The sequence below is a fragment of the Chroococcidiopsis sp. SAG 2025 genome (assembly GCF_032860985.1).
Lineage (GTDB): Bacteria > Cyanobacteriota > Cyanobacteriia > Cyanobacteriales > Chroococcidiopsidaceae > Chroococcidiopsis.
In genome coordinates this window covers 24,983-49,978 of the sequence record NZ_JAOCNC010000011.1, presented here as the reverse complement: position 1 = coordinate 49,978, position 24,996 = coordinate 24,983, and the positions used below count along the sequence as shown (strand labels likewise).

General features: G+C 45.2%; 18 protein-coding genes. 12 read left to right on the top strand and 6 right to left on the bottom strand.

Annotation, left to right across the window (positions count from 1 at the left end):
* Together N4J56_RS40475 and N4J56_RS40470 are read right to left on the bottom strand one after the other, a co-directional pair.
* Positions 1-849 (bottom strand): cyclic nucleotide-binding domain-containing protein (locus N4J56_RS40475; RefSeq protein WP_317112709.1); only part of this gene is annotated, 849 nt, incomplete at its 3' end.
* A 10-nt stretch (positions 850-859) separates the two neighbouring features.
* Positions 860-1,450, bottom strand: a complete 591-nt coding sequence (locus tag N4J56_RS40470) for a helix-turn-helix domain-containing protein (RefSeq protein WP_317112707.1) — start codon at positions 1,448-1,450, stop codon at positions 860-862.
* Positions 1,451-1,884: 434 nt separating this feature from the next.
* On the opposite strand from N4J56_RS40470, the gene N4J56_RS40465 reads away from it, so the two are divergent.
* From N4J56_RS40465 to N4J56_RS40415, 11 genes are all read left to right on the top strand, one after another.
* Positions 1,885-2,190 carry a hypothetical protein gene (locus N4J56_RS40465; RefSeq protein ID WP_317112706.1) on the top strand — a complete coding sequence of 102 codons (306 nt, stop codon included), beginning with the start codon at positions 1,885-1,887 and terminating at the stop codon, positions 2,188-2,190.
* Positions 2,191-2,469: 279 nt separating this feature from the next.
* Positions 2,470-3,651: an aminoglycoside phosphotransferase family protein gene (locus tag N4J56_RS40460; RefSeq protein WP_317112704.1), complete on the top strand. Its 1,182-nt coding sequence runs from the start codon at positions 2,470-2,472 to the stop codon at positions 3,649-3,651.
* A 26-nt stretch (positions 3,652-3,677) separates the two neighbouring features.
* On the top strand, positions 3,678-4,799 hold the full coding sequence (locus N4J56_RS40455) for a T3SS effector HopA1 family protein (RefSeq protein WP_317112703.1): 1,122 nt from the start codon (positions 3,678-3,680) through the stop codon (positions 4,797-4,799).
* Complete coding sequence (locus N4J56_RS40450) at positions 4,796-5,812, top strand: aldo/keto reductase (protein ID WP_317112701.1); 1,017 nt, start codon at positions 4,796-4,798, stop codon at positions 5,810-5,812. Before N4J56_RS40455 ends, N4J56_RS40450 begins: the two co-directional genes overlap by 4 nt.
* A gap of 119 nt (positions 5,813-5,931) precedes the next feature.
* Positions 5,932-6,153, top strand: a complete 222-nt coding sequence (locus tag N4J56_RS40445; protein ID WP_317112699.1) for a hypothetical protein — start codon at positions 5,932-5,934, stop codon at positions 6,151-6,153.
* A gap of 31 nt (positions 6,154-6,184) precedes the next feature.
* Positions 6,185-6,961: a peptidylprolyl isomerase gene (locus N4J56_RS40440; protein WP_317112697.1), complete on the top strand. Its 777-nt coding sequence runs from the start codon at positions 6,185-6,187 to the stop codon at positions 6,959-6,961.
* Between the two features lie 584 nt (positions 6,962-7,545).
* Positions 7,546-7,878 (top strand): Nif11-like leader peptide family natural product precursor, encoded by a 333-nt coding sequence (locus N4J56_RS40435; RefSeq protein WP_317112695.1) that lies wholly within the window; start codon positions 7,546-7,548, stop codon positions 7,876-7,878.
* A gap of 92 nt (positions 7,879-7,970) precedes the next feature.
* Complete coding sequence (locus N4J56_RS40430; RefSeq protein ID WP_317112693.1) at positions 7,971-9,224, top strand: nif11-class peptide radical SAM maturase 3; 1,254 nt, start codon at positions 7,971-7,973, stop codon at positions 9,222-9,224.
* A gap of 422 nt (positions 9,225-9,646) precedes the next feature.
* A complete protein-coding gene (locus tag N4J56_RS40425) occupies positions 9,647-12,442 on the top strand; it encodes an S-layer family protein (RefSeq protein WP_317112692.1) in 2,796 nt (931 codons plus the stop codon).
* Between the two features lie 697 nt (positions 12,443-13,139).
* Complete coding sequence (locus N4J56_RS40420; RefSeq protein ID WP_317112691.1) at positions 13,140-16,205, top strand: S-layer family protein; 3,066 nt, start codon at positions 13,140-13,142, stop codon at positions 16,203-16,205.
* A 47-nt stretch (positions 16,206-16,252) separates the two neighbouring features.
* Positions 16,253-18,886, top strand: coding sequence for a CHAT domain-containing protein (locus N4J56_RS40415; protein ID WP_317112690.1), 2,634 nt, complete (start codon positions 16,253-16,255; stop codon positions 18,884-18,886).
* Positions 18,887-18,959: 73 nt separating this feature from the next.
* Here N4J56_RS40415 and N4J56_RS40410 read toward each other — a convergent pair whose 3' ends face one another.
* Positions 18,960-19,346, bottom strand: coding sequence for a four helix bundle protein (locus N4J56_RS40410; protein ID WP_317112689.1), 387 nt, complete (start codon positions 19,344-19,346; stop codon positions 18,960-18,962).
* A 54-nt stretch (positions 19,347-19,400) separates the two neighbouring features.
* Positions 19,401-20,162, bottom strand: a complete 762-nt coding sequence (locus N4J56_RS40405) for a DUF928 domain-containing protein (RefSeq protein ID WP_317112687.1) — start codon at positions 20,160-20,162, stop codon at positions 19,401-19,403.
* Positions 20,163-20,474: 312 nt separating this feature from the next.
* Between N4J56_RS40405 and N4J56_RS40400 the strand changes: the two genes are divergently transcribed.
* Positions 20,475-21,632: a transposase gene (locus N4J56_RS40400; RefSeq protein ID WP_317112685.1), complete on the top strand. Its 1,158-nt coding sequence runs from the start codon at positions 20,475-20,477 to the stop codon at positions 21,630-21,632.
* 28 nt (positions 21,633-21,660) lie between these two features.
* Here the strand turns inward: N4J56_RS40400 and N4J56_RS40395 are convergent, their stop codons facing one another.
* Positions 21,661-23,988, bottom strand: coding sequence for a CHASE2 domain-containing protein (locus N4J56_RS40395; protein ID WP_317112684.1), 2,328 nt, complete (start codon positions 23,986-23,988; stop codon positions 21,661-21,663).
* A 37-nt stretch (positions 23,989-24,025) separates the two neighbouring features.
* Positions 24,026-24,979 (bottom strand): DUF1822 family protein, encoded by a 954-nt coding sequence (locus N4J56_RS40390; RefSeq protein WP_317112683.1) that lies wholly within the window; start codon positions 24,977-24,979, stop codon positions 24,026-24,028.
* Between the last annotated feature and the right edge of the window lie 17 nt (positions 24,980-24,996).

The window sequence follows — 24,996 nt, the reverse complement described above, 5'->3', positions numbered from 1 at the left end:
CCCCTGCTCCTCTGCCCTGCCCACCTGCACACCTGCCCCTCTCCCCCCTATCCCCAGTTCCTTCGGAACCGGGGACCCCGAGTCCCCCTGCTCTTCTGCTACCACTGGCAAGGTATCAGATGAAAGCAACTGCTCCAACTGGGGTAAGTAATCCAGCGCTGTCTTCCATTGAGTTTCATTGAGACTGTATAGCTCAGTTGGTCGATCTACTTGCCAAGAATGTCCCTTTAGCAGAGAGGGCGTGTAAATACTTCCCTGCGTCAGGCTTAGACCTGAAGTATGCACCAACTGCCCCCGCCGGAGGAGCCATAGCTTCTGATTTTTGAGGGCAGATGGGAGTTGACCTACTGGAAGTTCGTGCCGTTCCAGCAGTGATAGCGCTTTCATCAATCCAGGCAGCTTGCGTAAAGCAGCAATTTGAGGACATAACAGTAGCCAATCCCGCAGTACTGCTTGACGATAAAGATGTTTTTGAATTGAAGGATATTTGTGGCTCAGGTCTTGTAACAGCCAATTAGGAAGATAGTAGAGCTTCAGATTAACAGAAGCTCTGGCAGAGTAAGGTTGAAAGGAGCCTGTCGGAAATAGAGTACTCTCACCAAAGGATGCTCCTGTCTCTAGGGTTACAAGTAAGTCATTGGTGTTATCGAGTAGCCTCACCTTGCCTGCAATAATTATATAGATTCCAGGTTCGGCATCAGCTGCTTGCCAAAACTGTTTTCCAGCAGCAGGCTCTTGGATTATGGCGTGTTTGAGGCAGCGGTCGAGTTCCGGTTCTGGAAGCACTTGCCCCAGAGTTTCGGCTAGCTGTTGCTTAGAAACAGATGTAGTGAATGAATTCTGAACCATAGTTGAAATCTCAACGGATGGAATTGAATAGCCAAAACTGTGTAGACTCAGGCACTGAAGTAGATGTCAAGTCGTCGATTGTAAGGCTGGAATTACCAGTGCTGAGCTGATTTGTTACTGCCTCATCTGTCGTGAGTTTTGGTCGAGTAGAAAGCCCCATCTGTTTTAGTAGTCGATTGATGTGGCAATTGCTAAGTTTAATTCCTAGTTCTTTTGCCAAATGCTTTCCTAACCATTGCGCTGTCCAGCGTTGAAACGGATAGCCATACTCGCGTGGGCTATGGCTTGCCAGTTCTTTCAAGTGATTGAGATATTGCTCGTTCACAGTCTTGGGTCGTCCCATCGGGCGATCGCTCCAATGGTGAGCATTTCCTGTCTGTGCCATAACAATCCAGTACCGCGCCATCTCTGGAGAACACCCCAAGGCTTCGCAGATTTGTGTCTGAGATTGACCCGTATCTGCTAGCAGCATGATTTCAATCCGGCGACGGTATTCTGGACGCAAGTCGGCTTGTAGACTCTTATGTAAAAGCTTTCGCTGAAAAGGTGTCAAATACTGACCCTGCTTTTCCACAGCAATTCCTCCTGGTAGAACTTGCAATGCGAGGCTGGAAGTTGATCCAGATGCTTCTTGTTTTTCCTCTGTTTACTTCTCAGAATCAAAAGTCCAGGAATTCCACGTTTCATTACAAAAGTTCACACTATTCCGTGAATGGTCAGAAGTGTCGCTTTTAAAGCAGTGGTGGTGTGACAGGGCAGAAGCAGCGATCGCTTACGACCAAGAGGTTAGAAATATCACTTCAGTATTAGAGTGCATGAGTCGGAGTAGTTCACGCATCACTACACTTTAATTCTTATTAAACAAAAAACTTTTTTTAAATGTGAAAAATGAAAACATAACTCCTTAAGTTATGCACAGAAAAGAAGTTTCAAACTCTTGATTTTCTAGATTAACTTCCAGAATATTGAAGAGGAATTAGACAATCTATGGTTTGATTCCACCTAAAATAAATTTATTGAATTGGAGATTTCCATATGCCTACTATCAAGATTGACAACCTCAATCCTACTGGTTCCGAGCTATTTTCTGATTCCGAAAGCTACATGAATGAGCTGGGTGACAATGAACTCGATGTTGTCAGTGGTGGAATAATCGGGATTATCAAATCTACTGCGAAACTCTCGAAAGCGGGGTATAAAGTCTCGAAAGCTACCTATTCAGCTACGAAACGAGGTGTGGAAAAAACTTATCAAAAGGCTTATTCAGCTGCGGCGCGACGTACTCAAAAGGATCCTGGTCGCAGTATGCCCGGTGGATGGGGTGAATTTCTCCCTTTCTAAAGTTGTGTCAAAAGCTAGGAAGGCCTCTGGAAAAGCTTGTAGAGTCGTGGCTGCGACGTTTAATACTGTAACGGCAACTACTGAACTCAGTGCGCTCACTCCTGACCTTAACAGCTTTTAGTTCACGAAGGCTGCCTCTGTGACAAGGACAGTCTAAGGATGCGAAGAAGTGCTAAACCCGCTTAGCACTTCTTCTATCAAGTACGAGCTTTGCTTTACTGACAAAATCATCAGACATAGAAATGAATTCCCTAAATAATACTTGAGGAGGTTTTAACCGTGGCATTTTCGTTAAGTAATAACAATGTTTTAGAGTATTTAGTTAGCCAGGGGCTTTGTAATAAGGAAGAGCCAGACCTGAGTAAAACAGAGCTAAAAGATGCCAAAAACTTCAATTTGCTATTGAGTTTGCAATCCGATCGTAAACTTCTCGTTAAACAAGAGCGTTACGACCGCGATGGAAAAACGGCTGGCGAGTTTTTGAATGAATGGCGAATTCAAGAATTTCTACAACAATTTCCAGAACTAAACCACATCCGTCCATTACTCTCAGAGGTACTGCATTTTGATACCAATCATTCAATTATTGTTTTCAACTACCTCGACGACTATCAGGATCTGACTGATTTCTATGCAGAGGAAGAGAGATTTCCAACGGCGATCGCCACCTCAATCGGAACAACTCTAGCCACAATCCATCGCCTAACTTTCAATCGTCAGGAGTACCAGGATTTCTTCTCTGAAAATTCTGAAGATGTACCCATTGACCAAGCTCTTAACCTAATTCATGGACTAGAACGGATTAGTCCGGAAATTTTCGGTCGAGTTCCCGCAGATGGTCTTAAATTCTTTGCGCTCTATCAGCGCTATGACAGCCTGGGAAAAGCGATCGCAGAGCTGAGCGCTGCTTTTGATCCTTGTTGTCTAACGCATAATGACCTCAAACTGAACAACATTCTGCTGCACAAGGATTGGGAGCAAAACATTTCTAGAGCAGAGCAATCAAATAATGACATCATTCGCATAATTGATTGGGAGCGTTCTGCTTGGGGAGATCCGGCATTTGACTTAGGAACAATCATTACTAGCTATCTACAATTCTGGCTGGGTAGTTTGGTTGTTAGTAAGTCTATCGCTCTCGATGAATCTTTACGCCTAGCCATGACTCCGCTTGATATGCTTCAACCTTCTATTGCAGCTTTGACTAAAGCTTATTTAAATAATTTTCCAGAAATTGTGGAGCGCTGCCCTGATTTTTTGAGACGAGTTGTGCAGTTTTCTGGGCTTACTTTGATTCACCGCATTCAGGCAATGCTTCAATACGAAAAATCCTTTGGCAATGCAGGTATCTGTATGCTTCAGGTTGCCAAGACTTTGTTGTGCCGCCCAGAACAATCAATCCTGACTGTTTTTGGAGTGGCAGAATCTGAACTCACTCGCTCTAGCCGTTCTCTTGCTTAAGTAGTTTTAGTTGCACTTAAACCATTATGCAATTACTAGATTCTCTTCCAAATCAACTGCCAGCGGTTGCACCAGATCGAGTGCTGGATTCTCTGCAAGATATTGCTAATAAGGTTCAAATTCAGTCCAACTTCTGTATTAGCCATCCAGATTACGTACCCTTTGAACTTCCTGCTGAGGTGGTAGCCCGCTTTGAGCGCACCCCTTTGGAGCTGCAAAATAAGTATTTGAGTTTACAACTGCAAAGGTTTCTCTACAGCGTCTACTACAATGGCTCGATGCAAGCTGCCCTGGCATCGGATGCAAGTTCAGATAATATAGCACTTCATCAGAACCTAGAGAATAATACCTTCTTTGGGGTAGACCTGGAGTTTTACGATCGCTTGCATAAAAGCAATAACGGAGAAGGTTATTTTGACCCAGGTTGGTTTGTGCTGCGTCAGGAGAGTGATAGTAGTCTCGCCGTGACAAAGGGCGGTCTTACCTTGCACATTGAGCGTGAAAAACATTTACAACCAGCAGAACAAGCTGCCGCCGTAGGTGAGGAGGTTGCTATCCGAATGCCTCGGAATTTTGTGCAAAATGGGTTTTACATGGCGGTCAGCAATGTGGGTCTAGATAATCGCCACAATCCAGATAGTGATTCTGAGATAGTGAGAATCTACTTGAATTTAAGCCCTGAAGGTGCGGTTGCTGTCGTGGGCAGCTTAACGCAGCAGCTGAACGAAATTACAATTCCCTTCACCTTTAAGTGTCTATACAACCCTTCTGACTACGGGCGCTACGACTCAGGTGTGCTGTACTTTGAGCGCAACAACTATGAAGCAGTCCGGCAAGTGCTTCAAATCGTTTATGCACAAGAGCGATCGCACTTTCGGACGGAAGTGCCCTTATTCACAAAATTGCTGGCACCAGGTCTCGGTTTAGCAGAAGAACCAGACTACAAATTTGCTACTCAAGAAAGTTTTGGGATGAACCGCTGCCAAATTGTTGCCAATGGCTTGCTAGAAGCGCGGCAAAAAGGTAATGAATCGATTGAGAGTCGGATGAACGCTATCCTCCAGCAGTTCTCCCTCCTAAAGATTGACTGGCAGCGTGCTTATCTCAATGCCAACTCTGAAGACATCTACACGCCATTAGACCTATGAAACTAACCGATCTCGCGCCGCCTAAAGTAGTCTCAGCCAGCGAAGTCAACCATGCAGCTGATAACTTCCCAGAGTCGGATTTTCCATTTTACCGCAAACTGGGGCGGACTGATTTAACAGTCAGCTGTCTCGGCTTAGGCGGCGGCGGTAGCATCTCCAGTGAGGATACCCTTTATGCTTTCGAGCGGGGAATTAACTACTTTTTCTACTCTAGTGACCTGCACCACTATATCTACAGTCCAATGTCTGGGGCGCTACGCCAACTATGTGGGCGTGGTTCCTCAGTGCGCGAGAAAGTGGTGTTGGCAACCGTGACTTACATCAAAAGCCCAGAAATGGCACTCGCCGCTTTAATCGATCAGTTCGAGGAGCTGGAGATTGACTACATCGACGTGTTGTTTTGGGGCTGGATTGGTTCGCATGATGGAGCGGCTTTGCAGGATTGCTTGCAGCTTTCCCCTGATTTGACAGGCTCCAACTCTGTCTATCAGCGGACTATCGAAAGAATGTTTGGCACTTCAGAGCGGCTCAAAAAAATGGGAGCTGTTCGCTATATTGGTGCTTCTTTCCACGATGTTAATCTAGCTCAACAGTGGTCGCATAGCCCCCTGTTAGATGTGGTAATGGTCAGACATAATGTTGCTCATCGCTCTGCCCAAAGTCAGGTATTCAATCAACTGGATGCCCAAAATCCACAGCGACCAGGCATCGTCACGTTCAAATCTACAGGCTCTCACACAGGTCCGCTCTGGGATGCCCCTCCTGGTTTACCAGAAGCGTGTTGGCAACCTACTGTCCCTGATTTATACCGCTACTCCTTAAGTCAAAATTGTGTCGATGTTTGCTTAACAGGTTTGAGGAGGCGGGAAGAAGTTGATGCGGCGATCGCTGGAGTTCAACAGGGCAAACTCACACCCGCTGAAGTTGACTACCTCAACCTTTACGGTGATTTGCATCGTAACAAGTTGAGAATTCAAGAATTTTCACCTGAGCGACTACTTTACCAAGTTTAAGAAGCGATGCCAGCACAATTACTACTTATCAAGGAGGACAAAGCCATGAAATAAAGTTTGGAAAAACCTGACATAGCGCGATCGCAATCTAAGTCACTTTACTAAGGAGGAAGTTTCAAATGGCAAGTATTCAGATTTCCAACCTGTACCCTGCTGGTTCTGAGTTGTTCAAAGACTCTGAAAGCTTTATGACCGAGTTATTTGATAACGAAATAGGCAGTATTAACGGCGGTATAAGGACACTACCACACAGTCCTCGGTGCTATCCAACAGTACTTAGTCCCTTCTGTAAACCTTCGCTTCCGCGTCCCATCCGTCCTACTCTAGCACTAGAGTTCTAGATACATACCATTTCTTGGGAGAAAAAACCTAATGATTGAAACTTTGTCAACAACTGAATTAAAACCTGAGCAGGAGTTTGCACTGCCAAAAATTTTCCCAGCAACAAATGAAGATATTATTGCTTACCTGCGCTGCTCTTACAAACTTGCTGAAATTGCTGCTTTAGCCGAACGTGATGCACTAATTTTAGACGTTTGCGATCGCCTCGGTGTTACTGTGTCCGATGAGGATTTGCAAGTAGCCGGAGATGCATTTCGCCTAGAACATAAATTACTAGGAGCTTCTGAAACCCTCATATGGTTTGAAAAGCAGCGAATTACTGTAGAAGATTGGACTCAAGGTATCAGAATAACACTACTCACAAATAAGTTAAAAGAACATTTGTTTGGAGACAGTGTAGACGCTCATTATTTAAGCAATCGCAATGATTATAAACGTGTAGCCCTTTCTCAGATTTTAGTGGATGACTTGACAAATGCTCTAAAAGTAACTTATGCAATTCGAGAGTCAAATGCTTCTTTTTGTACTTTAGCGCTCTTACACTCAAAGGGTAAGAAGTCAAAAGAAAATGGTGGCTTTGTTGGTATTCGCTTTCTAAAAGAACTAATGCCGGAAATTGCACAGGCTATTGCTGAAGCAAAAGAAGGCGAGGTGATTGAACCTGTGCAAACGAAACTTGGTTATCACATCCTGAGAATTGAAAAATGGTTCCCTGCTGAACTAAGTGAAATCAGAGAGCAAGTCTTGGAATCCCTCTTTCTAGCTTGGCTACAAGCAAATAGCGCCTCTGCTTTGCGTGCTGAGTAATCTTAATAAGATGGTCAAACTATCTTAGATTTTTGATTGAAAAAAATCGAAAATTGAGTAGCAATGTTTGACCTTAGATTAGTTAGGCAAAAAGCTGTTTAGTGTAACTCCTGTTAGCACAATTTTTTTGCACTTTCTACTTTACCTACATCTATGTCAAGCTAGATGTAGGTTTTCTATCGAGAATTTCAAATATTTATCTTCAAACAAAACTTATTATATTTTGTTTACTTGCTCTGGATTAGATAGGCTGATTTCAGCAGCTTAGCCCAGGATAGCTTACCAAGCATGTTGAGTATAGTTACTTAAATTTACAAAGATACTAGTTAATTTGAGAAAAACTCAGAACATAATTACTGTACTTATGTTTATTTTATATGGTTCTAATTGTTGTAATTACAATTTGAAATGATTTAAATTTTAATAAAAGATAGCTACCTTGTTTTATACGCAGAGATTGCCGACGATGGTAACAAGAGGGAAAGCAGCTTGTAGGCAATGCCTACAAGTTATTAAAGAGAACCACAACCAGTTTGAACTAACGTGTCGGCTAGCAACACTAAATGTAATGTAAGGAGAGAATTATGTCCTTAGAAAACGTTATAGCCTTTTATGAAAGGTTAGGAAACGATGAAGTTTTTCGCGCTCAAATTCAAGAAGTTAAAAACAAGGATGAATGTAGCCAAATTGTCAAAGATAATGGCTACAATTTTACTCAAGAAGAGTTTGAAGAATTTACTGCCCAGGTGTTAGAGTCAGACACTAATGATAGTGAACTCCAAGATTTAGATGAAAAAGAATTGGCAGCTGTTTTTGGCGGGATTGCTGTACAGCCACTTTATGGAGTTCCTCGACTACCGATTAAATGGCCGCCTACTTATCCTCAGCCTATATATGGAATTGTCAGAGCAGAATAAAACTTTTGCCAGTTGAAGCCATAAGCTGAAGTTTTTTGGGGCGGATTTATTTGTACCGTCCCAATCTAAATAAATTAGTTAAGGGTATTACAATGACCTACCGTCGAATTAGTTATGCAGTGTGGGAAATCACGCTCAAGTGCAATCTAGCCTGTCAGCACTGCGGTTCTCGTGCTGGTCATACACGGGCAAAAGAACTTTCCACAGAAGAAGCCCTCGATCTAGTCAAACAACTAGCAGAAGTTGGAATTACAGAAGTTACCCTAATTGGAGGTGAAGCTTTTCTGCGTCCTGATTGGCTGGAAATTGCCTCTGCTATTACCTCTGCTGGAATGCTTTGCGGTATGACAACTGGGGGTTTTGGTATTTCCTTGGACACAGCACGCCGGATGAAAGCAGCTGGAATTAGCGTGGTTTCTGTCTCTGTCGATGGCTTAGAAGCGACACACGATCGCCTGCGTGGTAAAAACGGTTCCTGGCAATGGGCGTTTAAAACCATGAGTCATCTTAAGGAAGCAGGTATTCCCTTTGGTTGCAATACTCAAATCAATCGCCTATCTGCACCAGAATTTCCTCTTATATACGAGCATATCCGCGATGCTGGCGTTTTTGCTTGGCAGATCCAGTTAACTGTACCGATGGGTAATGCAGCAGATAATAGCGAAATTCTTCTGCAACCCTATGAACTACTAGATGTATACCCCATGATTGCTCGTGTTGCTCAAAGAGCAAGTCGTGAAGGAGTGCAGGTTCAGCCAGGAAATAATATCGGCTATTATGGTCCCTACGAAAGACTGCTACGAGGAGGAGATACTTGGTCTTTTTGGCAGGGGTGCAATGCGGGACTGTCTACTTTGGGTATTGAGGCAGATGGTGCGATTAAAGGTTGTCCCTCACTGCCTACTTCTGCCTACACCGGAGGTAATATCCGCGACTATTCATTGCGGACAATTGTTGAAGAAACTGAGGAACTGCGGTTTAATTTGGGGTCTGGTACTCCCAAAGGGACAGAACATTTGTGGGGTTTCTGCAAGACTTGCGAATTTGCCCAACTCTGTCGTGGTGGTTGTAGTTGGACTGCTCACGTCTTCTTTAACAAGCGAGGTAACAATCCTTACTGCCATCACCGCGCCCTGACGCAAGCAAAACGCGGTATTCGCGAACGAGTGTTTCAAAAAGCAGGGGCGGAGGGGAAACCTTTTGATAATGGAGAGTTTACTTTAATCGAGGAACCAATTAATAGTCCTTTGCCAGAAAACGAGCCGCTCCAGTTTAGTAGCGATCGCATTCAATGGTCAGAAAGTTGGAAAGAGAAAGCAAATTCAGTACCATTTTTGGCTGTTTGAAGTTGTTAAAGCGTTTGGTTGTAGCAGTTTTATGAATGATATCTCTACTGATTTTATCCCTGAAGAAAATACGACTGTTGCTGAGTCTAAGATTCAAGTAGACTCTAGAGCGCCTTTGTTACCTCGGTCTGCATGGAATAGTCACTTAGCCTATTTGAAAGTTGTTTTTAAAGCCAAGAAGGCTTTAGACAGAATCGAGAAAGAAAATGATTCAAGCTTTTAATGAATTAAAGACCGTGAAAAGGTAGAGGTTGATTGTAATTTTTGGTACATAAATGCCGCGATCGCTAAGAGGCAAGCAGAGGACGTTGGGATGTAACTATTCTTAACTTGAAGAGTAATCATATTGTTGGCTTTTTGTTTATTGTGATTGGTTATGGACTGTAGTTCGCTCGACTGTTCCTCTGTGGAGGCAATACCAAATGATTACTAGCCCGAAGAATTGGGGCAGTCAATTGGCACTAGCAAGTTGCGTAATTATTGGGGGAGCGATCGCTGCTGGGGAAAATTGCGCCTATGCCCAAATTACCCCTGATACTACACTAGGTAGTGAAAATTCTACAGTTACATCAATAGGCACAGTTGACGCGATCGATGGTGGCGCAACCAGAGGCGCTAACCTGTTCCACAGTTTTCAAGAATTTAATGTCGGTGAAGGGCGAGCGGCTTATTTCAATAACCCAGCTGGAATTGAAAATATCCTGACTAGGGTAACAGGGGCTAATCCCTCTAATATTTTTGGAACACTTGGTGTGTCGGGGGGTAGTGCTAACCTGTTTCTAATCAACCCCAGAGGCATTATCTTTGGAGCGAACGCCCGTTTAGATGTTGGGGGATCGTTTGTTGGGACAACAGCTAATGCAATTGGATTTGGCGATCGAGGTTTTTTTAGTGCTACTGATAAAAATATCCCTTCACCGTTGTTGACTATTAATCCTTCAGCATTGCTGTTTAATCAGATTAATCAAAACGCTGCAATTCAAAATAACTCAATTGCACCCGCAGGAGCAGATCCAGCAGGCTTAAACGCATTAGGTTTACGAGTACCAGATGGTAAGAACTTACTGCTGGTGGGTGGTAACGTCAGCATAAACGGGGGACGATTAAATGCTAATGGTGGACGAGTTGAGTTAGGAGGGTTGGGTGAACCTGGTACTGTCTTGCTGGGTGTAGATGGCGATAATCTCAGCTTGAGATTTCCTGAAAATGTTGCGCGAGCTGAGGTATCCCTTACTGATCGAGCAGGTATATATGTAGCTGGGGCTGGTGGCGGTAATATTGCAGTCAATGCCAGGAATCTAGAGATTTTGGGAGGAAGTATTTTAAGCGGTGGTATTGGGCGAGGTTTGGGGACACCTGAAACTGTTGCAGGAGATATTACGCTCAATGCTACTGGGGAAATCAAAGTTGCAGGCACTGGGAGCATAGTTGGCAATCAAGTGCGTTTGGGGTCAAAAGGTAATGGGGGTAATATTACTATCGATTCTGGTTCTTTCTCGTTACGAGATGGCGCTCAACTTTCTGCCTCAACTTATGGACAAGGGAATGCGGGAAATGTGACAATGTGGGCACTCGATGCTGTTTCCCTTGCAGATGCTGAGATCCTCAGCACGGTGGAAGCAGGGGGTGTCGGTAAGGGTGGTAATATCAACATCAATGCTACAAAAGTGTCACTAATTGATGGCGCTCAACTGCAAACTGCCACTCTTAGTGCATCTGATACCCAGTCAGCAGGACGGGGAGATGCGGGGAATGTCAATATTAATGTTACTGGGTCAGTTGATATTGCTGGGGAGAAAAATGGTTTTGTTAGTGGGATTTTCAGTACGGTGGAAACAGGGACAGTTGGCAATGGGGGCAATATTAGTATCGATTCTGGTTTTTTGTCATTACGCGATGGCGCTCAACTTGTAGCCTCAACATATGGACAAGGGAATGCGGGGAATGTGACGGTGCGTGCAACAGATGCTGTTTCCCTCGCTAGTAATGCTTACATCTTCAGTACGGTGCAAGCTTCTGGTGTAGGTAAAGGTGGCAATATCGACATCAATGCTGCAACACTATCATTAATTGATGGCGCTCAACTGCTAACCTTTACTCGTGAAGCATCTGATATCCAGCCAGCAGGACAGGGTGATGCAGGGAATGTCAATGTGAATGTTACTGGGAAAGTTGATATTGCTGGGGAGAAAAATGGTTTTATTAGTGGGATTGGCAGCTTTGTGGACACCGGGACAGTTGGCAATGGGGGTAATATTACTATCGATTCTGGTTCCTTCTCGTTACGCGATGGCGCTCGACTTTCTGCCTCAACAGGGGGACAAGGGAATGCAGGCAGAATCAAAGTTAATGCTGCTGATTTTTTCACCATCTCTGGCAAAAGTTCTAACTTGAACAGTGGCTTGTCCGTTTTCTCTGGAAGTACGACGGGCACTGCTGGAGATATTATCGTCACCTCACCTAGAGTTACCCTAGACAACACTGGCACGCTCAACGCCGAATCTGCATCGGGTAACGGTGGCGACATCAACTTACAAACTGATTTACTCCTTCTGCGTCGTGGCGCTCAAATTTCTACCACCGCAGGCATGGCACAAGCTGGTGGTAATGGTGGCAATATTAATATTGATGCTTCTCAGGGCTTCATCGTCGCTGTACCTAGTGAAAATAGCGACATCAGTGCCAATGCCTTTCAAGGACGGGGAGGAAATATCGCGATCGATTCCTCTGGCATTTATGGACTAGAGTACCGTTCACAGCTAACTCCAGAAAATGATATTACCGCAAGTTCTGAGTTTGGGATAAACGGCACTGTACAAATCAACACGCCAGGTATTGAATTTAATAGTGGGCTAATCAACCTGCCAGTCCAACTAGTTGAAGCTAGAGTAGCACAAACTTGTACTCCAAGTGGAAATCAAGCACAAAGCGAATTTGTCGTCACTGGTCGCGGTGGCTTACCCCAAAATCCAGGGGAAGCTCTAAGCACTGATGCCGTGCAGGTAGATTTAGTTACTCTTAACCCCCAAGTCGATCGCCCCTCTACTTCATCTCTTCCGACCAATTCCACTAACTCAACATTAACTCCGATTATAGAAGCTCAAGGCTGGGCGATCGCTGCAAATGGTGATGTGGTGCTTACAGCCTCTGCCACTAGTACACCTCATAGTTCTAGGCAATCCCCTACCAATTGCCACGCCCCTAAAACTTCGTCATAAACTGCGCGTACTGAATTTATAGCAAAAGTATTCTTTAACAATGCCTCATATTACTTTGAAATCAGCAGAAAAGAGATTTTCATCGATCGCTGTGAGCGATCGCCGACTGACTTTACTGTGAAATACTCCCATGTGAAGCTAAACTTACAATTTTACGATGACTGCACAAGGTAATTTAACGTTTGAAACATATCTCCAAGTATTTTGTTTTTTATTTTCCTTAATAAAGGATTTAACTCAGTCTGAAGGATGTAAGCTAGACAATTGAAACATACTTAGATAATTTTCTTATACTAACTCTAGAGTTTATGTTTTTTCCGTGACAGACTCCAACAAGCAAACGCTCGTGTCTAAAAAAATGCAATAGACGTAGAAAAAATACTGATATAAGTTTATGTACTCATCGATCGAATTTATTTTAGGTATAAAATTTTCAAAAGATTACAGTTGTTAAGTAAGTTCAAATAAATAATAATTGCGCTCGCAGCTACTTTCTCGGCAACACTTTAATGAAAGCCATTGAATTTACCGAGCCTCAATCAAAGCTGAATTCTTTAACTAGTTTATAAGCGAATAAATACCAATCGCACTCGTTCATAACTGACTGTAGCTATCTATAAATTTGATTTCTATTTAATCGAATTGATGACAGTGGTGAACTCAACTACTTCTGCTGATAAGGAGGCAAATTCACCAAATGAATATTAGCTGGAGGAGTTGGAGTTGGCATTTAGGACTAGCAAGTTTTTTAACGACTGGAGGAGCGATCGCTGCTGGGGAAAATTGCGCCTATGCCCAAATTACCCCTGATACTACACTAGGTAGTGAAAATTCTACAGTTACATCAACAGGCACAGTTGACGCGATCGATGGTGGCGCAACCAGAGGCGCTAACCTGTTCCACAGTTTTCAAGAATTTAATGTCGGTGAAGGGCGAGCGGCTTATTTCAATAACCCAGCTGGAATTGAAAATATCCTGACTAGGGTAACAGGGGCTAATCCCTCTAATATTTTTGGAACACTTGGTGTGTCGGGGGGTAGTGCTAACCTGTTTCTAATCAACCCCAGAGGCATTATCTTTGGAGCGAACGCCCGTTTAGATGTTGGGGGATCGTTTGTTGGGACAACAGCTAATGCAATTGGATTTGGCGATCGAGGTTTTTTCAGTGCTTCAAATCCAGAAACTGCTTCATCCCTGCTGACAGTCAATCCTTCCGCCTTACTATTCAATCAAATCAAAACCGCATCCATCGAAAATAACTCAGTTGCTCCCTCCGGCTTAAATCCATCTTCTCAGTTTACTGCTGGGGGTTTACGTGTACCAGATGGCAAGAATTTGCTGTTGGTAGGCGGTGATATCAATATGAATGGTGGAGGATTGTATGCTTTTGGTGGGCGAGTCGAGTTAGGTGGGTTAGCAGGTGCGGGAACAGTTGGGTTGAATGGAGATGGTAATAATCTAAGTTTGAGTTTTCCCAATAATGTAGAGAGAAGTAATGTTTTCCTTAGCAATGGCACGAGAGTAAGAGTTACTGCTAGTGATGGTGGTAGTATCGCAGTTAATGCCCGAAATTTAGAGATGACAGGAAGGAGTTTCCTGCTTGCAGGTATAGAGAGTGGACTGGGTTCTAATAATAGTAAGGCCGGAAATATCGATATTAATGCAACCGGAACAATAAACCTTAACAGTGATAGTTCCATTGCTAATCAGATGTTAGTAGAAGCAAGCGGACAGGGAGGAAATGTCAATATTAGTGCAAGCAAGTTACAGGTTGAGGGTGGAGCACAGGTGGGTGCTGGTACATTTGGTGAGGGCAAGGGGGGGAATTTGACCGTTGATGCCCAATATGTACAAGTAATTGGTGCATCAGCGGATGGTCAGATTAGCGGCTTGAGTGCTTCTGCAGGGCGAAACTCAACAGGGGATGCGGGTGATTTGACGATTAAGACTAATACCTTACTATTGCGAGATGGAGCACAGGTCAGTGCTATTACATCTGGTAAGGGCAAGGGGGGAAAATTGACCGTTAATGCCCAAGATGTGCAACTGATTGGGACAGGCGCTGATAGTCGGTTTCCCAGTGGCTTAAGTACTTCCGCACAGCCAAACTCAACAGGGGATGCGGGTGATTTGACGATTAAGACTAATACCTTACTATTGCGAGATGGGGCACAGGTCAGTGCTAGTACATTTGGTACGGGCAAGGGAGGAAATTTAAGGGTTGATGCCCAAGATGTACAACTGATTGGTAGAAGCGCTGATAATCGGTTTGCCAGTAGTTTGGCTGCTTCCGCCGAGCGAAACTCAACAAAGGATGCAGGTGATTTGACGATAAAAACTAATACCTTGCTAGTGCGAGATGGAGCACAGGTGAGTGCTGGTACATTTGGTGCGGGCAAGGGGGGTAATTTAAGGGTTGATGCCCAAAATATACAACTGATTGGTATTAGCGCCGATAGTCGGGTTGCCAGTAGTTTGTTTGCTTCCGCCGAGCGAAACTCAACAGGGGATGCGGGTGATTTGACGATCGACACTAATACCTTGCTAGTGCGAGATGGGGCACAGGTGAGTGCTAGTACATTTGGTGCGGGCAAGGGGGGTAATTTAAGGGTTGATGCCCAAAATATACAACTGATTGGTAGAAGCGCTGATAATCAGTTTGTCAGTAGATTGGCTGCTTCTGCAGGGCGAAACTCAATAGGGAATGCAGGTGATTTGACGATCGACACTAATACTTTGCTAGTTCAAAATGGAGCACAGGTGAGTGTTAGTACATTTGGTGCGGGCAAGGGGGGTAATTTGACCGTTGATGCTCAAAACGTGCAACTAATTGGGACAGGCGCTGATAGTCAGGTTCCCAGTGGCTTGTTTGCTTCCACAGCACGAAACTCAACAGGGAATGCAGGTGATTTGACGATGAAAACTGATACCTTGCTAGTTCAAGATGGAGCTGCAGTAGGTGTGCAGAGTCTGGGAACAGGAACCGCAGGCACCATGACATTAAATGCTCGCTCTATCCGTTTAAACAACGATGGCTTACTCAGCGCTAATACACGCAGCGCTCAAGTTGACCCTAACTCTGAGCAGGCGACAATTAACATTAACTCACAAGATTTGATCATGAGTCGCAATAGCAACATCTTCACCAACGCAACAGGAGAAAATGTCATCGGCGGCAACATTAACATTGACACCGATTTCCTAATTGCTTTTGAAAATAGTGACATCAGCGCCAATTCTGCTAACTTCCGAGGCGGAAATGTACGAATCAATGCCCAAGGTATCTTTGGTACACAGTTTCGAGATCGGGCAGACGATCGCACCAGTGACATCACTGCTACTGGAGCAAGTCCTGAGTTCAGTGGTACCGTAGAACTGAATACACTCGACACTGACCCTAATAGTGGCTTGGTTGAACTGCCAACAGTACCAGTTGATACCGAGGTGGCGCAGGCTTGTACTCCAGGTGGAAGTCAACAGCAGAGCGAATTTATTATCACTGGTCGCGGCGGCTTGCCCCAAAATCCAGGTGAAACTCTCAGCACTGATGCCGTGCAGGTAAATTTAGTTACTCTCATCCCTAAAGCAGATCGCCCCTCTACTCCATCTGTTTCGAGCAATTCTACCAACTCAACACCAACTCCAATTGTAGAAGCTCAAAGCTGGGCAATTGATGCTAATAATAACGTGGTTCTTACAGCGAATGCATCCACTACCACGTCTCATAATTCCTGGCAGAAAACAGCTAATTGCAAAAGCTGAATTAGAAACTAGAAGAAAGACGCTGTGCGGAGCGGGGCTAGTAGAACATGGCAAGAAAAAAATCTAGACTACGGAGAATCAAACGCCTCTTAAGCATACTGCTGCTTTTGGCTATGTTCTTGGGCGCGGGGTTATTACCTCCCACCTACGCCTTCATGACTGCGGAAACCCCTATTACACAAGGCTTAACCGACATCCAAAAGTTGGTGGAACAGGGAAAAAAATTCTATGAAGCCGAACGGTTTGCTCAAGCGGCTGCGACATGGCAACAAGCAGTAGCTGCATTCAAAGCTAGTGGCGATGAATTGGGACAAGCCATGACACTGGGCAATTTATCATTAGCTTATCAGCAACTCGGACAGTGGACGCAGGCAGAAAGCGCGATCGCCTCTAGTTTAAAATTATTGGGATATCCCGAAAAGGACAGAGAGGCAGAGGGGCAGAGGGGCAGAGGGGAAATTCCAATTCAAAATTTAGAGATTCTGGCTCAAGTTTTAGATATCCAAGGTCGCTTGCAACTGGCTCAAAGCAAAGCTGAAGCTGCCCTAAATACTTGGCGAGGAGCTGCTGAAATTTATACAAAAATAGGCGATCGCAACGCAATTATTCGTAATCAAATTAATCAAGCACAGGCTTTGCAAGCATTGGGGCTTTATCGTCAAGCCCAAAAGACGCTAGATGAGAGTACCGAGCTTTTGCAAAAACAACCAGACTCGCTGCTGAAGGTGACAGGACTGCGTAGCCTTGGTAACGTCCTACGTGTCACGGGCAATCTAGAAAAATCTCAACAAACATTGCAACAGAGCCTAAAAATAGCTTCCGAGTTGTCAGATTCTCAAGCGATCGCCGACGTTCTACTGAGTTTAGGCAATACAGCCCGCGCCGAGCGGGATACTCAAGCAGCGATAGGTTACTATCAACAAGCTGCTAATGCTACCAACTCACCAATTACTCGGATCAACGCGCAAACCAATCAACTGAGACTGCTGCTAGGAACTCAACAAATTGGTGCTGTTAAGGCATTATTGCCCCAAATTCAAACTCAAATGAGCGACTTGCCCCTTAGCCGGACGGCAATCTATGCCAGAATCAACCTAGCTGAAAGCTTAATGCAATTCAATCAAAAGATCGCCACAGATAGCCCCTCATGGCTGGATATTGCTCAAATCCTGTCAACTACCGTACAGCAGGCAAAAAGCTTGCAAGATGGGCGCACCCAGTCTTACGCTCTTGGTGTCTTGGGGCATCTATACGAACAAACCCAACAGTGGTCTGATGCCCAAAACCTGACCCAACAAGCCCTATTTCTCGCTCAAACTATTGATGCTAGGGATATCGCCTATCGTTGGGAATGGCAGCTAGGGCGTTTGCTCAAAGCTAGAGGAGATATTCTAGGAGCGATCGCGGCATATGATCGAGCCGTCAAGTCCCTCCAGTCTCTGCGCTACGATCTAGTGGCGATCGCTCCTGACGTGCAGTTCGACTTTCGCGATCGAGTGGAACCAGTTTATCGACAACTCGTCGGATTGCTGTTGCAGCCGCAGGAAAACCCAACCAGTCAAGCAAATCTTCAAAAAGCCCGCGAAACCATTGAATCTCTGCAATTAGCAGAATTGGATAACTTCTTTCGAGAAGCCTGTTTGGATACTGTGTCTCAGATCGATCGAGTTATCGACCAAAAAGACCAAACAGCCGCAGCTATCTATCCAATTATTCTACCCGACCGACTAGAGGTTATTCTCAAGTTGCCTCAAAAGCCCGTGCTGCACTACACGGCTGCTGTGGCTCAACCTCAAGTGGAAAAGACATTGGATGCACTTAGGCAAAACCTCATAGAACCCGATACGCCGATCGAAGCTAAGTCCTTATCCCAACAAATCTATAACTGGTTAATTCAACCAGCCGCCAATGACTTAGCCCAAAGTCAAATCAAAACACTAGTATTCGTGCTAGATGGTGCCTTGCGGAATGTCCCGATGGCGGCTCTTTACGACGGTAAACAGTATCTAATTGAAAAATATGGCATTGCGATCGCTCCTGGGCTGCAACTGATTAATCCTCAACCATTGCAAGAGGAAAAATTAGAGGCAATAGCCGCCGGATTGTCTCAACCACGTCAAGGATTTTCTGCCTTACCCAACGTCAAGTTGGAACTAGCAGCAATTCGTACAGAAATACCGAGTAACGTCCTGCTGAACAACGAATTTACCAGCACGGCTCTGCAAAACCAAATTAATTCTCTGCCTTTTCCTGTCGTTCATCTAGCAACGCACGGACAGTTCAGTTCCAAGGCGGAGGAGACATTTATTGTCGCTTGGGATAAGCGCATATACGTCAATGAGCTGGATAACTTAGTCCGAAATCGAGAGCAAAACAGACCTGATGCCGTTGAATTGCTCGTCTTGAGTGCCTGTGAAACGGCTGCCGGAGATAAGCGGGCTGCCTTGGGAATTGCTGGTGTAGCTGTACGGGCGGGGGCGCGTAGTACAGTTGCTTCCTTATGGAGTTTAAACGACGAGTCCACCGCAGCGCTCATGAGTGAATTCTACCGAGAGTTAGCAGATCGATCGCTAACTAAAGCCGAAGCACTTCGTCGCGCCCAATTGTCCCTTTTACAAAATCCTAAATATCAACGTCCCCTGTTCTGGGCACCCTACGTTTTATTGGGGAATTGGCTGTAGCAGGTGAGCGGGTGAGCAGGTGTGCAGGTGAGCGGGTGGGCTGGTGAGCGGGTGTGCGAGTGGGTAGTGAGTTCTAGTGTTTCATTAGCCAAGGTGTTGGGTTATTAGTCATGTTGACTAAGCTGCCTATAACTTGGTTATAAGTTCCATAAAGTTCTCTACCCACTTCAACATCTAAGTAGTTGCACTTAACAGCAAACTCGATCCAAGTTTGCGTTTCAGCAGCTTCTGCTTCAGAGTCAATCAGCTTAGCAATAAAAGCAGCCTCGTAACGCCGTTTTCGCCAAGCCTCAGCCATATTTGCACAAACAGAACGTGAAGACCGACGAATCTGGTCAGTTAGCGAATACTTTTCCTCTACAGGAAACTTTTTAGATAACTCAAAGATCTGCATAGCTCCATCGAAAGCCGTTTGATACACTCTTAAATCTTTGTGACTTCTAACTGGTTGCTTTTCCATATCTTTAACTCACCTGCTCACCCGCACACCTACCCACCTGCTCACCTGCTTTCTTCACCGAGGAGTACAGCAATCTACAATTGGTTCGGTTGCCAGCTCGTTCAACCCAACCACTTGCAAAAGCTCTGCCCAAGCAGGATCTTTTGAATTGCGACGGCGCAGTTGGGCTGCAGCACTCAGAGCATCAAACCAAAGACCATTAGCTGCATAAAGAGCAACGCGATCGCGTGGCATAGCTTTCTCCAATTGACTCTTGAGGGCGGGGTCGAGTGCATTTATTTGAATCCACCCATCCACAAAAGCAGGTGGCTCATGCTCCCTACAGTAAATCTTTAAAAACCAACGATATTGCTGACCGACCAAAAGCGGCGGTGCTGTTTTCGGAAGGGAGAGACTGATAATTCCTGGTGTTTGGGGCAACACGACATCAGTTTGATAAACTAACTCACCATCCTTGTCCCGCAATACAAACTTAGCTGGAGCGGGTGCTACATAAGAAGCGTAGAACCAAAAAGTAGGAGCAGCATCAATTGTCGTGCCTAAAACTAATGCCGAATCAGAATACATTGGTACTATTGCTGTGAGCTGCTGTTTTTGGGGATCGGTCGGCAGCTGTCGAGCTACATTCTCGCAACCACGGCTTCCTGCTTCCGATCGCTGACCTGGTTCCCCGATGTCTGGTGGCGGAGGTGGTGCAGCAAAAGTCAACGAGCCATTTAGTTTTCTACTGAGGTTTAGAGTCGGGTTTTGCCCAGTCAGTAGAAAGTTTACAGGCTGTGCTTGCACTTGCGTGCAGCTAAGGACTGCACAACTCATAGCGAGGGTAAGTTTAATCTTTTGCAAGGGCAACATAATTATTAGTTATGCCAGTAGTCATACCCAACCGACACAACTTACTACGTAGGACTGAAAAGATTTATGCACTCTCAATTTTCAAGTTAGCGCCACAATTTAACCGCTCGGATTTTCACATCAGGATACTAGCAATTGGCTCGCTCGGAGTCATCTTTTCAACCTCCCTGGAGACTCTCGCCTGACCGCGAAGCGCTCTTGCGGCGAGAGGAAAGGGAGGACAGGATCTTTGTATCCTGCTAGATTTTTGGGCATGGGATGAACTAGAATACTCCCATGACTCAATCTCTGTCTGTATCTTGCAAGCTTGAAGTCCCCGAAAAGATGCGCCCATGTATGACGCGCACCTTTGAGGAATTTGCTAATGCCTGTAATCAAATACTGGCAGTAGCGAAAACCGAAGATTGTTGGAATACGACTAAGTTGCACCACCTGACGTATTATGCGGTTAAATCTAGCACTGGCTTGAAAGCTAACCATGTCTGTCAAGCTATTCGTCGGGTAATTGACAACAGTAAGGCGACTCGCAAGATTAAGAAGTTCCGCCCTACTAGCGTCTCTTTGGATGCTAGAACCTTTGTCTTCTACGAAGACGAGTGGAAAGTGGGAGTTACTTTGATTTCTGGTCGGGTTAATTTCAACTTGTCGATCGGTAATTACCAAAGAGCCTTGCTCAAGGGACAGACTCCTACGAGTGCGGTATTGGTTCAACACAATGACGGTAGTTACTACATCAATATAGTTGTGGAGTTGCCGAGTGAGCCAACGGGTAAAACACCAAAGGTAATCGGTATTGACTTGGGCAGACGGGACATTGCTACTACCAGCACCAACAAGGCTTGGAATGGCAGTCAATTGCAAGCAGTTAGAGATAGGTACAGCAGAGTAAGAAGCAACGTTCAACGCAAACGCACGCGCAGTTCCAGAAAACTGTTGCGAAGGCTCTCTGGCAGAGAACGTAGGTTTCAGAGACATATCAATCACGTTATTAGTAAAGAGTTGGTAACGGAAGCTAAAATCTTGGGTGCGGCATTGGCTTTTGAAGACTTGGCAAACATCCGAGAAAGCTTGAACAAAAAGCCGAGAAACAAACAGGAGCGTCGTAGGACGAATAACTGGGCTTTCTACAGCCTTCGTTTGTATACCCAGTACAAAGCTACTATTGCCGGAGTGCCTATTGTTTTTGTTCCCGCCGCTTATACGAGTAAGACCTGCTCCCGATGTCACGCCATTGGCGACAGAAACGGCAAGAAATTTAGCTGTAAGCGGTGTGGTTTGGAGCATATAGATTCAGACTACAATGCGGCACTAAATATTGCTGCTCTTGGGGTGTCAGTAAATACGCCCGAAATTCGAGGGATTGCTTGCCAGTTGGAAGGACAGCTATCGTTGTTGCCTATTGGCGGTGAGATCTTGGATAAAGCTCCCGCTTGAATCTCGAAGAGATTAAGCGGCGAGTAGTTTACGCCTGTTTCGTTGCCGAAAACAGTTGCCGCTGCTCTTGTAAGACAAGGTAGAGCGTCATAGCGCTGCTAGTAACTACTAAAACCAAGGCTGACGGTACTAGGGGAACCCAATAACCAGAACCCAAAAGAACCAAGCAAACAACGCACAAGACTAAAAGCGCACCTCCAACTGCCAAGATTGCGTACAGTTGAAACCGACAGACAAGGGCGATCGCAGCTCCAACTAAAGACCAACCCCAAATCCATAACACTTCACCCCAAATAGACCACACTGAAATTAAAGGTCGCCCATCTTTAACCGCGCTGACGATCTGACTGACCATTTGCGCTTGTACGATTACCCCTGGCATTTCTTGATAAAATCCTGGCTGGGGACTGTAAGGAGTGGGAATATAATCGTGAGCGCTTTGGGCAGTGACACCGATGAGGACGATTCGATCCTTCACTTCTTCAGGCTTCACCTCACCTTGAAGAACTTGACCGAGCGTGACTGTTGGCGCAATTTCTAAAGGAGAATGGCGGTAAGAGCGGTAGTTGAGCAAGATTTGATAGCCCCATGCATCCACTTGTTGATAGCCACCCATACGCGATCGCAAACGTGGGAAAACGACATTGCCTAATACCAAATCTCCAGCGGCGTTATACTTGGCAGAAATGCCCGATTGCTCCAGGTAATGAAACGCTAGTTGGGCGCTCAGAGCGTAGGGTGCGGTACAAGGCGATGTCGGAGCTGGTTTCATTGCTAATAAATGGCGACGCAAAACGCCATCTGGGTCTTGGATCGCATCGCTAAACCCAAGCTGCGCGATCGGAACTTCGGGAGGGGGTGCAGTTCCAGGGTGGTTTTTAGCGCGATCGCTGGCTTTGCAAATCGCAAAGAAGTTAGATTCGCGCAGGCGAGCGGCTAAAGAATCCCGATTGGATTTGACTGGAAAATCGCGATAGATATCTAAACCAACAGTTCGCGCTTGAAATTGTTTGAGTTTCTCTAATAGTCGTGCTAAGGCTAGATCTGATATTGACCCAGTTCGTTGCTTTTGCTCTGGAAGTTGAAAATCATCTTCCGTGACAGTCACGATTAACAGACGCGAATCTTGCTTTGTATCTGGACGCGATCGCATCAAGCTGTCGTAAGTTTGCAATTCCCACGTTTGCAATCCACCCAGTAGCCGCACTCCCAGTACGCTAGCTGTTATTGCCACGCTCAGAAGCAGCACGGTTTTCAGGTGGCGGCTATTCAGTGGTTTTGGCGCAAACGGAGTTATCGACCCAAAAGCAGCATTTTGACAAATGACTGGCAACCAACTAGCACAAGGAAACTTCACCTCCAAATCCTCTTTTAACCGCGCTCGCGCTTGCCGCACTGCTAGATAAAGCGATTTACTGCGCGTTAAAGCTGCCAGCAGGTACTTTAAGAACCTTTGCGCTACTAAGTCAGGCACGGGTTCTCGCATCACAATGACTTGCGGGATTTGAGCTGCTTGTAACTGGACTGCTAATCCCAATCCATCACAAGAGTTGAAAATTGCTAAATGTAATCCGTTAGCAACGGCATGACTCAAAGCCTGCCTAAATTCTGCAATTGTTAAGCTGTCTTGCTCGTTTATGTAAATCCGACCAGTTTCTCCCTCGGTTCTGCTATGACCCGCAAAGAAAAGAATATCCCAAGATTGGTTCCACAAACGATCTTTAATTTCTTGGCTTTGCGGTTTTACTAGAAAAGTTGTTTTAGCATTAGGTAAACTTTCTAGCAACTGCCGATCTTCTGTGAGATCGATCCCTGTATTATTGCCCAAAATTGCCAAAATTCTCACAGACTTTTGTCGAGTTAGCTTCTTTGGCGGCAGTGATTCGTATTCTGGAAAACTCAAGGCGACTTCCACCAGGGGCGACTGCTCGACTAAATCCCACAGCAACCAGGGAATCTGTTGCAATTGAATCCAACGAGTGCTGATGAGCAATTGCACCTCGTCTTTAGGAAACTTCAGATGTGGCAGTAAATTATCTCGGACAGAACGAAAAGACTCTGATAGCAACCAAGAATTCAGTTGCGTTCGCAGTTGGGCTTCTAGTTGGCGACAATCTTCGTACCGTTGGCTGATGGAGCCATCGTAGACGATCTGTTTTGCTTTGATGCGAACCGACTTGCCCAAGCTGCGGTAAGTTGAATGCCAGCAATCGTAGGTTGCTAGTAGATCGAGGGCTGGAGGTAGCTGCGCTGTAACTTCTGTAAAAGGACGAGCGTTCTGTTCGCCGATTTCCAGCGTCACCCGAACTCCTCGTTCTAAATTGCCATCTAGCTTTAAGACAACTAATTTACTCACTGTCCGCGTGCCTTTACCAGCATTTTGATGCTGCTAATTAAATGACAAAATCCTCGATCGCGATCGCCTCTCCCAAAGCTAGCTTAACGCTAAAATCTTCTCCTGGTTCGCCACTGAATCGCAATTGAATATTCTTATTAGTATTCCTAGAAGAGGCTTCCATCACAGCCGCTCCTGCAAAATCCAGCACTGATACCTGAAGATTTGGTGGTAGATAAGTCTGTCCGCTCGTTGGATAAACTTCTACAATAATATCTGTTAACTGCAAGTTTTCTGGATGAAGGGCAACGACTAGAACCACCGATTGAGCGATCGTCTGTCTGCCTAAGTCGATCTGCTTGCCCCTACTCGCACTAGCACTTCTTGCATTCCATACTGGCTCGGCTAGTTGAAGATCTAAAACAGTTGAAATTTCCTGCCAACCCGCCTCAAATATATTCTCTAACCATTGTTTCAAATTAACCCGATTTCTGGATAGAGTAGGCAATTGAGTAGTTGATTCGACTTGTTTAACTTGAGAAAGATTTTCTAAATAGTCTAGTAAATCTTCCAAAGGCTGTAATTGAACGAGCGGTAATACATCTGATGTTACCTGCTGGACAAATCCTAGAATTGTCGCTTCTCTAAATGATTCGTGAATTTGCACGATAACATAACCAATTCGGTTGGACTGGACTTCAGGCGGCACGTAAACAAATTGTGCATTTGCTAATACCGGACGGCATTCTAACTCACCCAAATTTTTCAAGCACAGAGCGGCTGTATCCGTCAGCGTCTGTTGCACGGGATTCCAACTGTAGCTGTTCTCCAGGTTGGTTTCAAATCCCATGCATTCTAGATAGAAATTTACAAAAGATACAGCCAAGGTGTTGAGACGAACTTGTTCGCCTTTTTCGGGTGTAGCTTGCTGTCTGTAGAACCGTTCGGCTCGCTCTCGCTCTTTTGGAGATATAGGTGCTGTGAAGGTGGAAAGAACTCTCATGGCGTTCATAATTTTTTGTCTACTTG

Coding starts and splice junctions, on each gene's coding strand:
- N4J56_RS40465 (WP_317112706.1), top strand. CDS start 1,885: ATGCCTACTATCAAGATTGACAACCTCAATCCTACTGGTTCCGAGCTA.
- N4J56_RS40455 (WP_317112703.1), top strand. CDS start 3,678: ATGCAATTACTAGATTCTCTTCCAAATCAACTGCCAGCGGTTGCACCA.
- N4J56_RS40450 (WP_317112701.1), top strand. CDS start 4,796: ATGAAACTAACCGATCTCGCGCCGCCTAAAGTAGTCTCAGCCAGCGAA.
- N4J56_RS40445 (WP_317112699.1), top strand. CDS start 5,932: ATGGCAAGTATTCAGATTTCCAACCTGTACCCTGCTGGTTCTGAGTTG.
- N4J56_RS40440 (WP_317112697.1), top strand. CDS start 6,185: ATGATTGAAACTTTGTCAACAACTGAATTAAAACCTGAGCAGGAGTTT.
- N4J56_RS40435 (WP_317112695.1), top strand. CDS start 7,546: ATGTCCTTAGAAAACGTTATAGCCTTTTATGAAAGGTTAGGAAACGAT.
- N4J56_RS40430 (WP_317112693.1), top strand. CDS start 7,971: ATGACCTACCGTCGAATTAGTTATGCAGTGTGGGAAATCACGCTCAAG.
- N4J56_RS40425 (WP_317112692.1), top strand. CDS start 9,647: ATGATTACTAGCCCGAAGAATTGGGGCAGTCAATTGGCACTAGCAAGT.
- N4J56_RS40420 (WP_317112691.1), top strand. CDS start 13,140: ATGAATATTAGCTGGAGGAGTTGGAGTTGGCATTTAGGACTAGCAAGT.
- N4J56_RS40415 (WP_317112690.1), top strand. CDS start 16,253: ATGGCAAGAAAAAAATCTAGACTACGGAGAATCAAACGCCTCTTAAGC.
- N4J56_RS40410 (WP_317112689.1), bottom strand. CDS start 19,346: ATGGAAAAGCAACCAGTTAGAAGTCACAAAGATTTAAGAGTGTATCAA.
- N4J56_RS40405 (WP_317112687.1), bottom strand. CDS start 20,162: ATGAGTTGTGCAGTCCTTAGCTGCACGCAAGTGCAAGCACAGCCTGTA.
- N4J56_RS40400 (WP_317112685.1), top strand. CDS start 20,475: ATGACTCAATCTCTGTCTGTATCTTGCAAGCTTGAAGTCCCCGAAAAG.
- N4J56_RS40390 (WP_317112683.1), bottom strand. CDS start 24,979: ATGAACGCCATGAGAGTTCTTTCCACCTTCACAGCACCTATATCTCCA.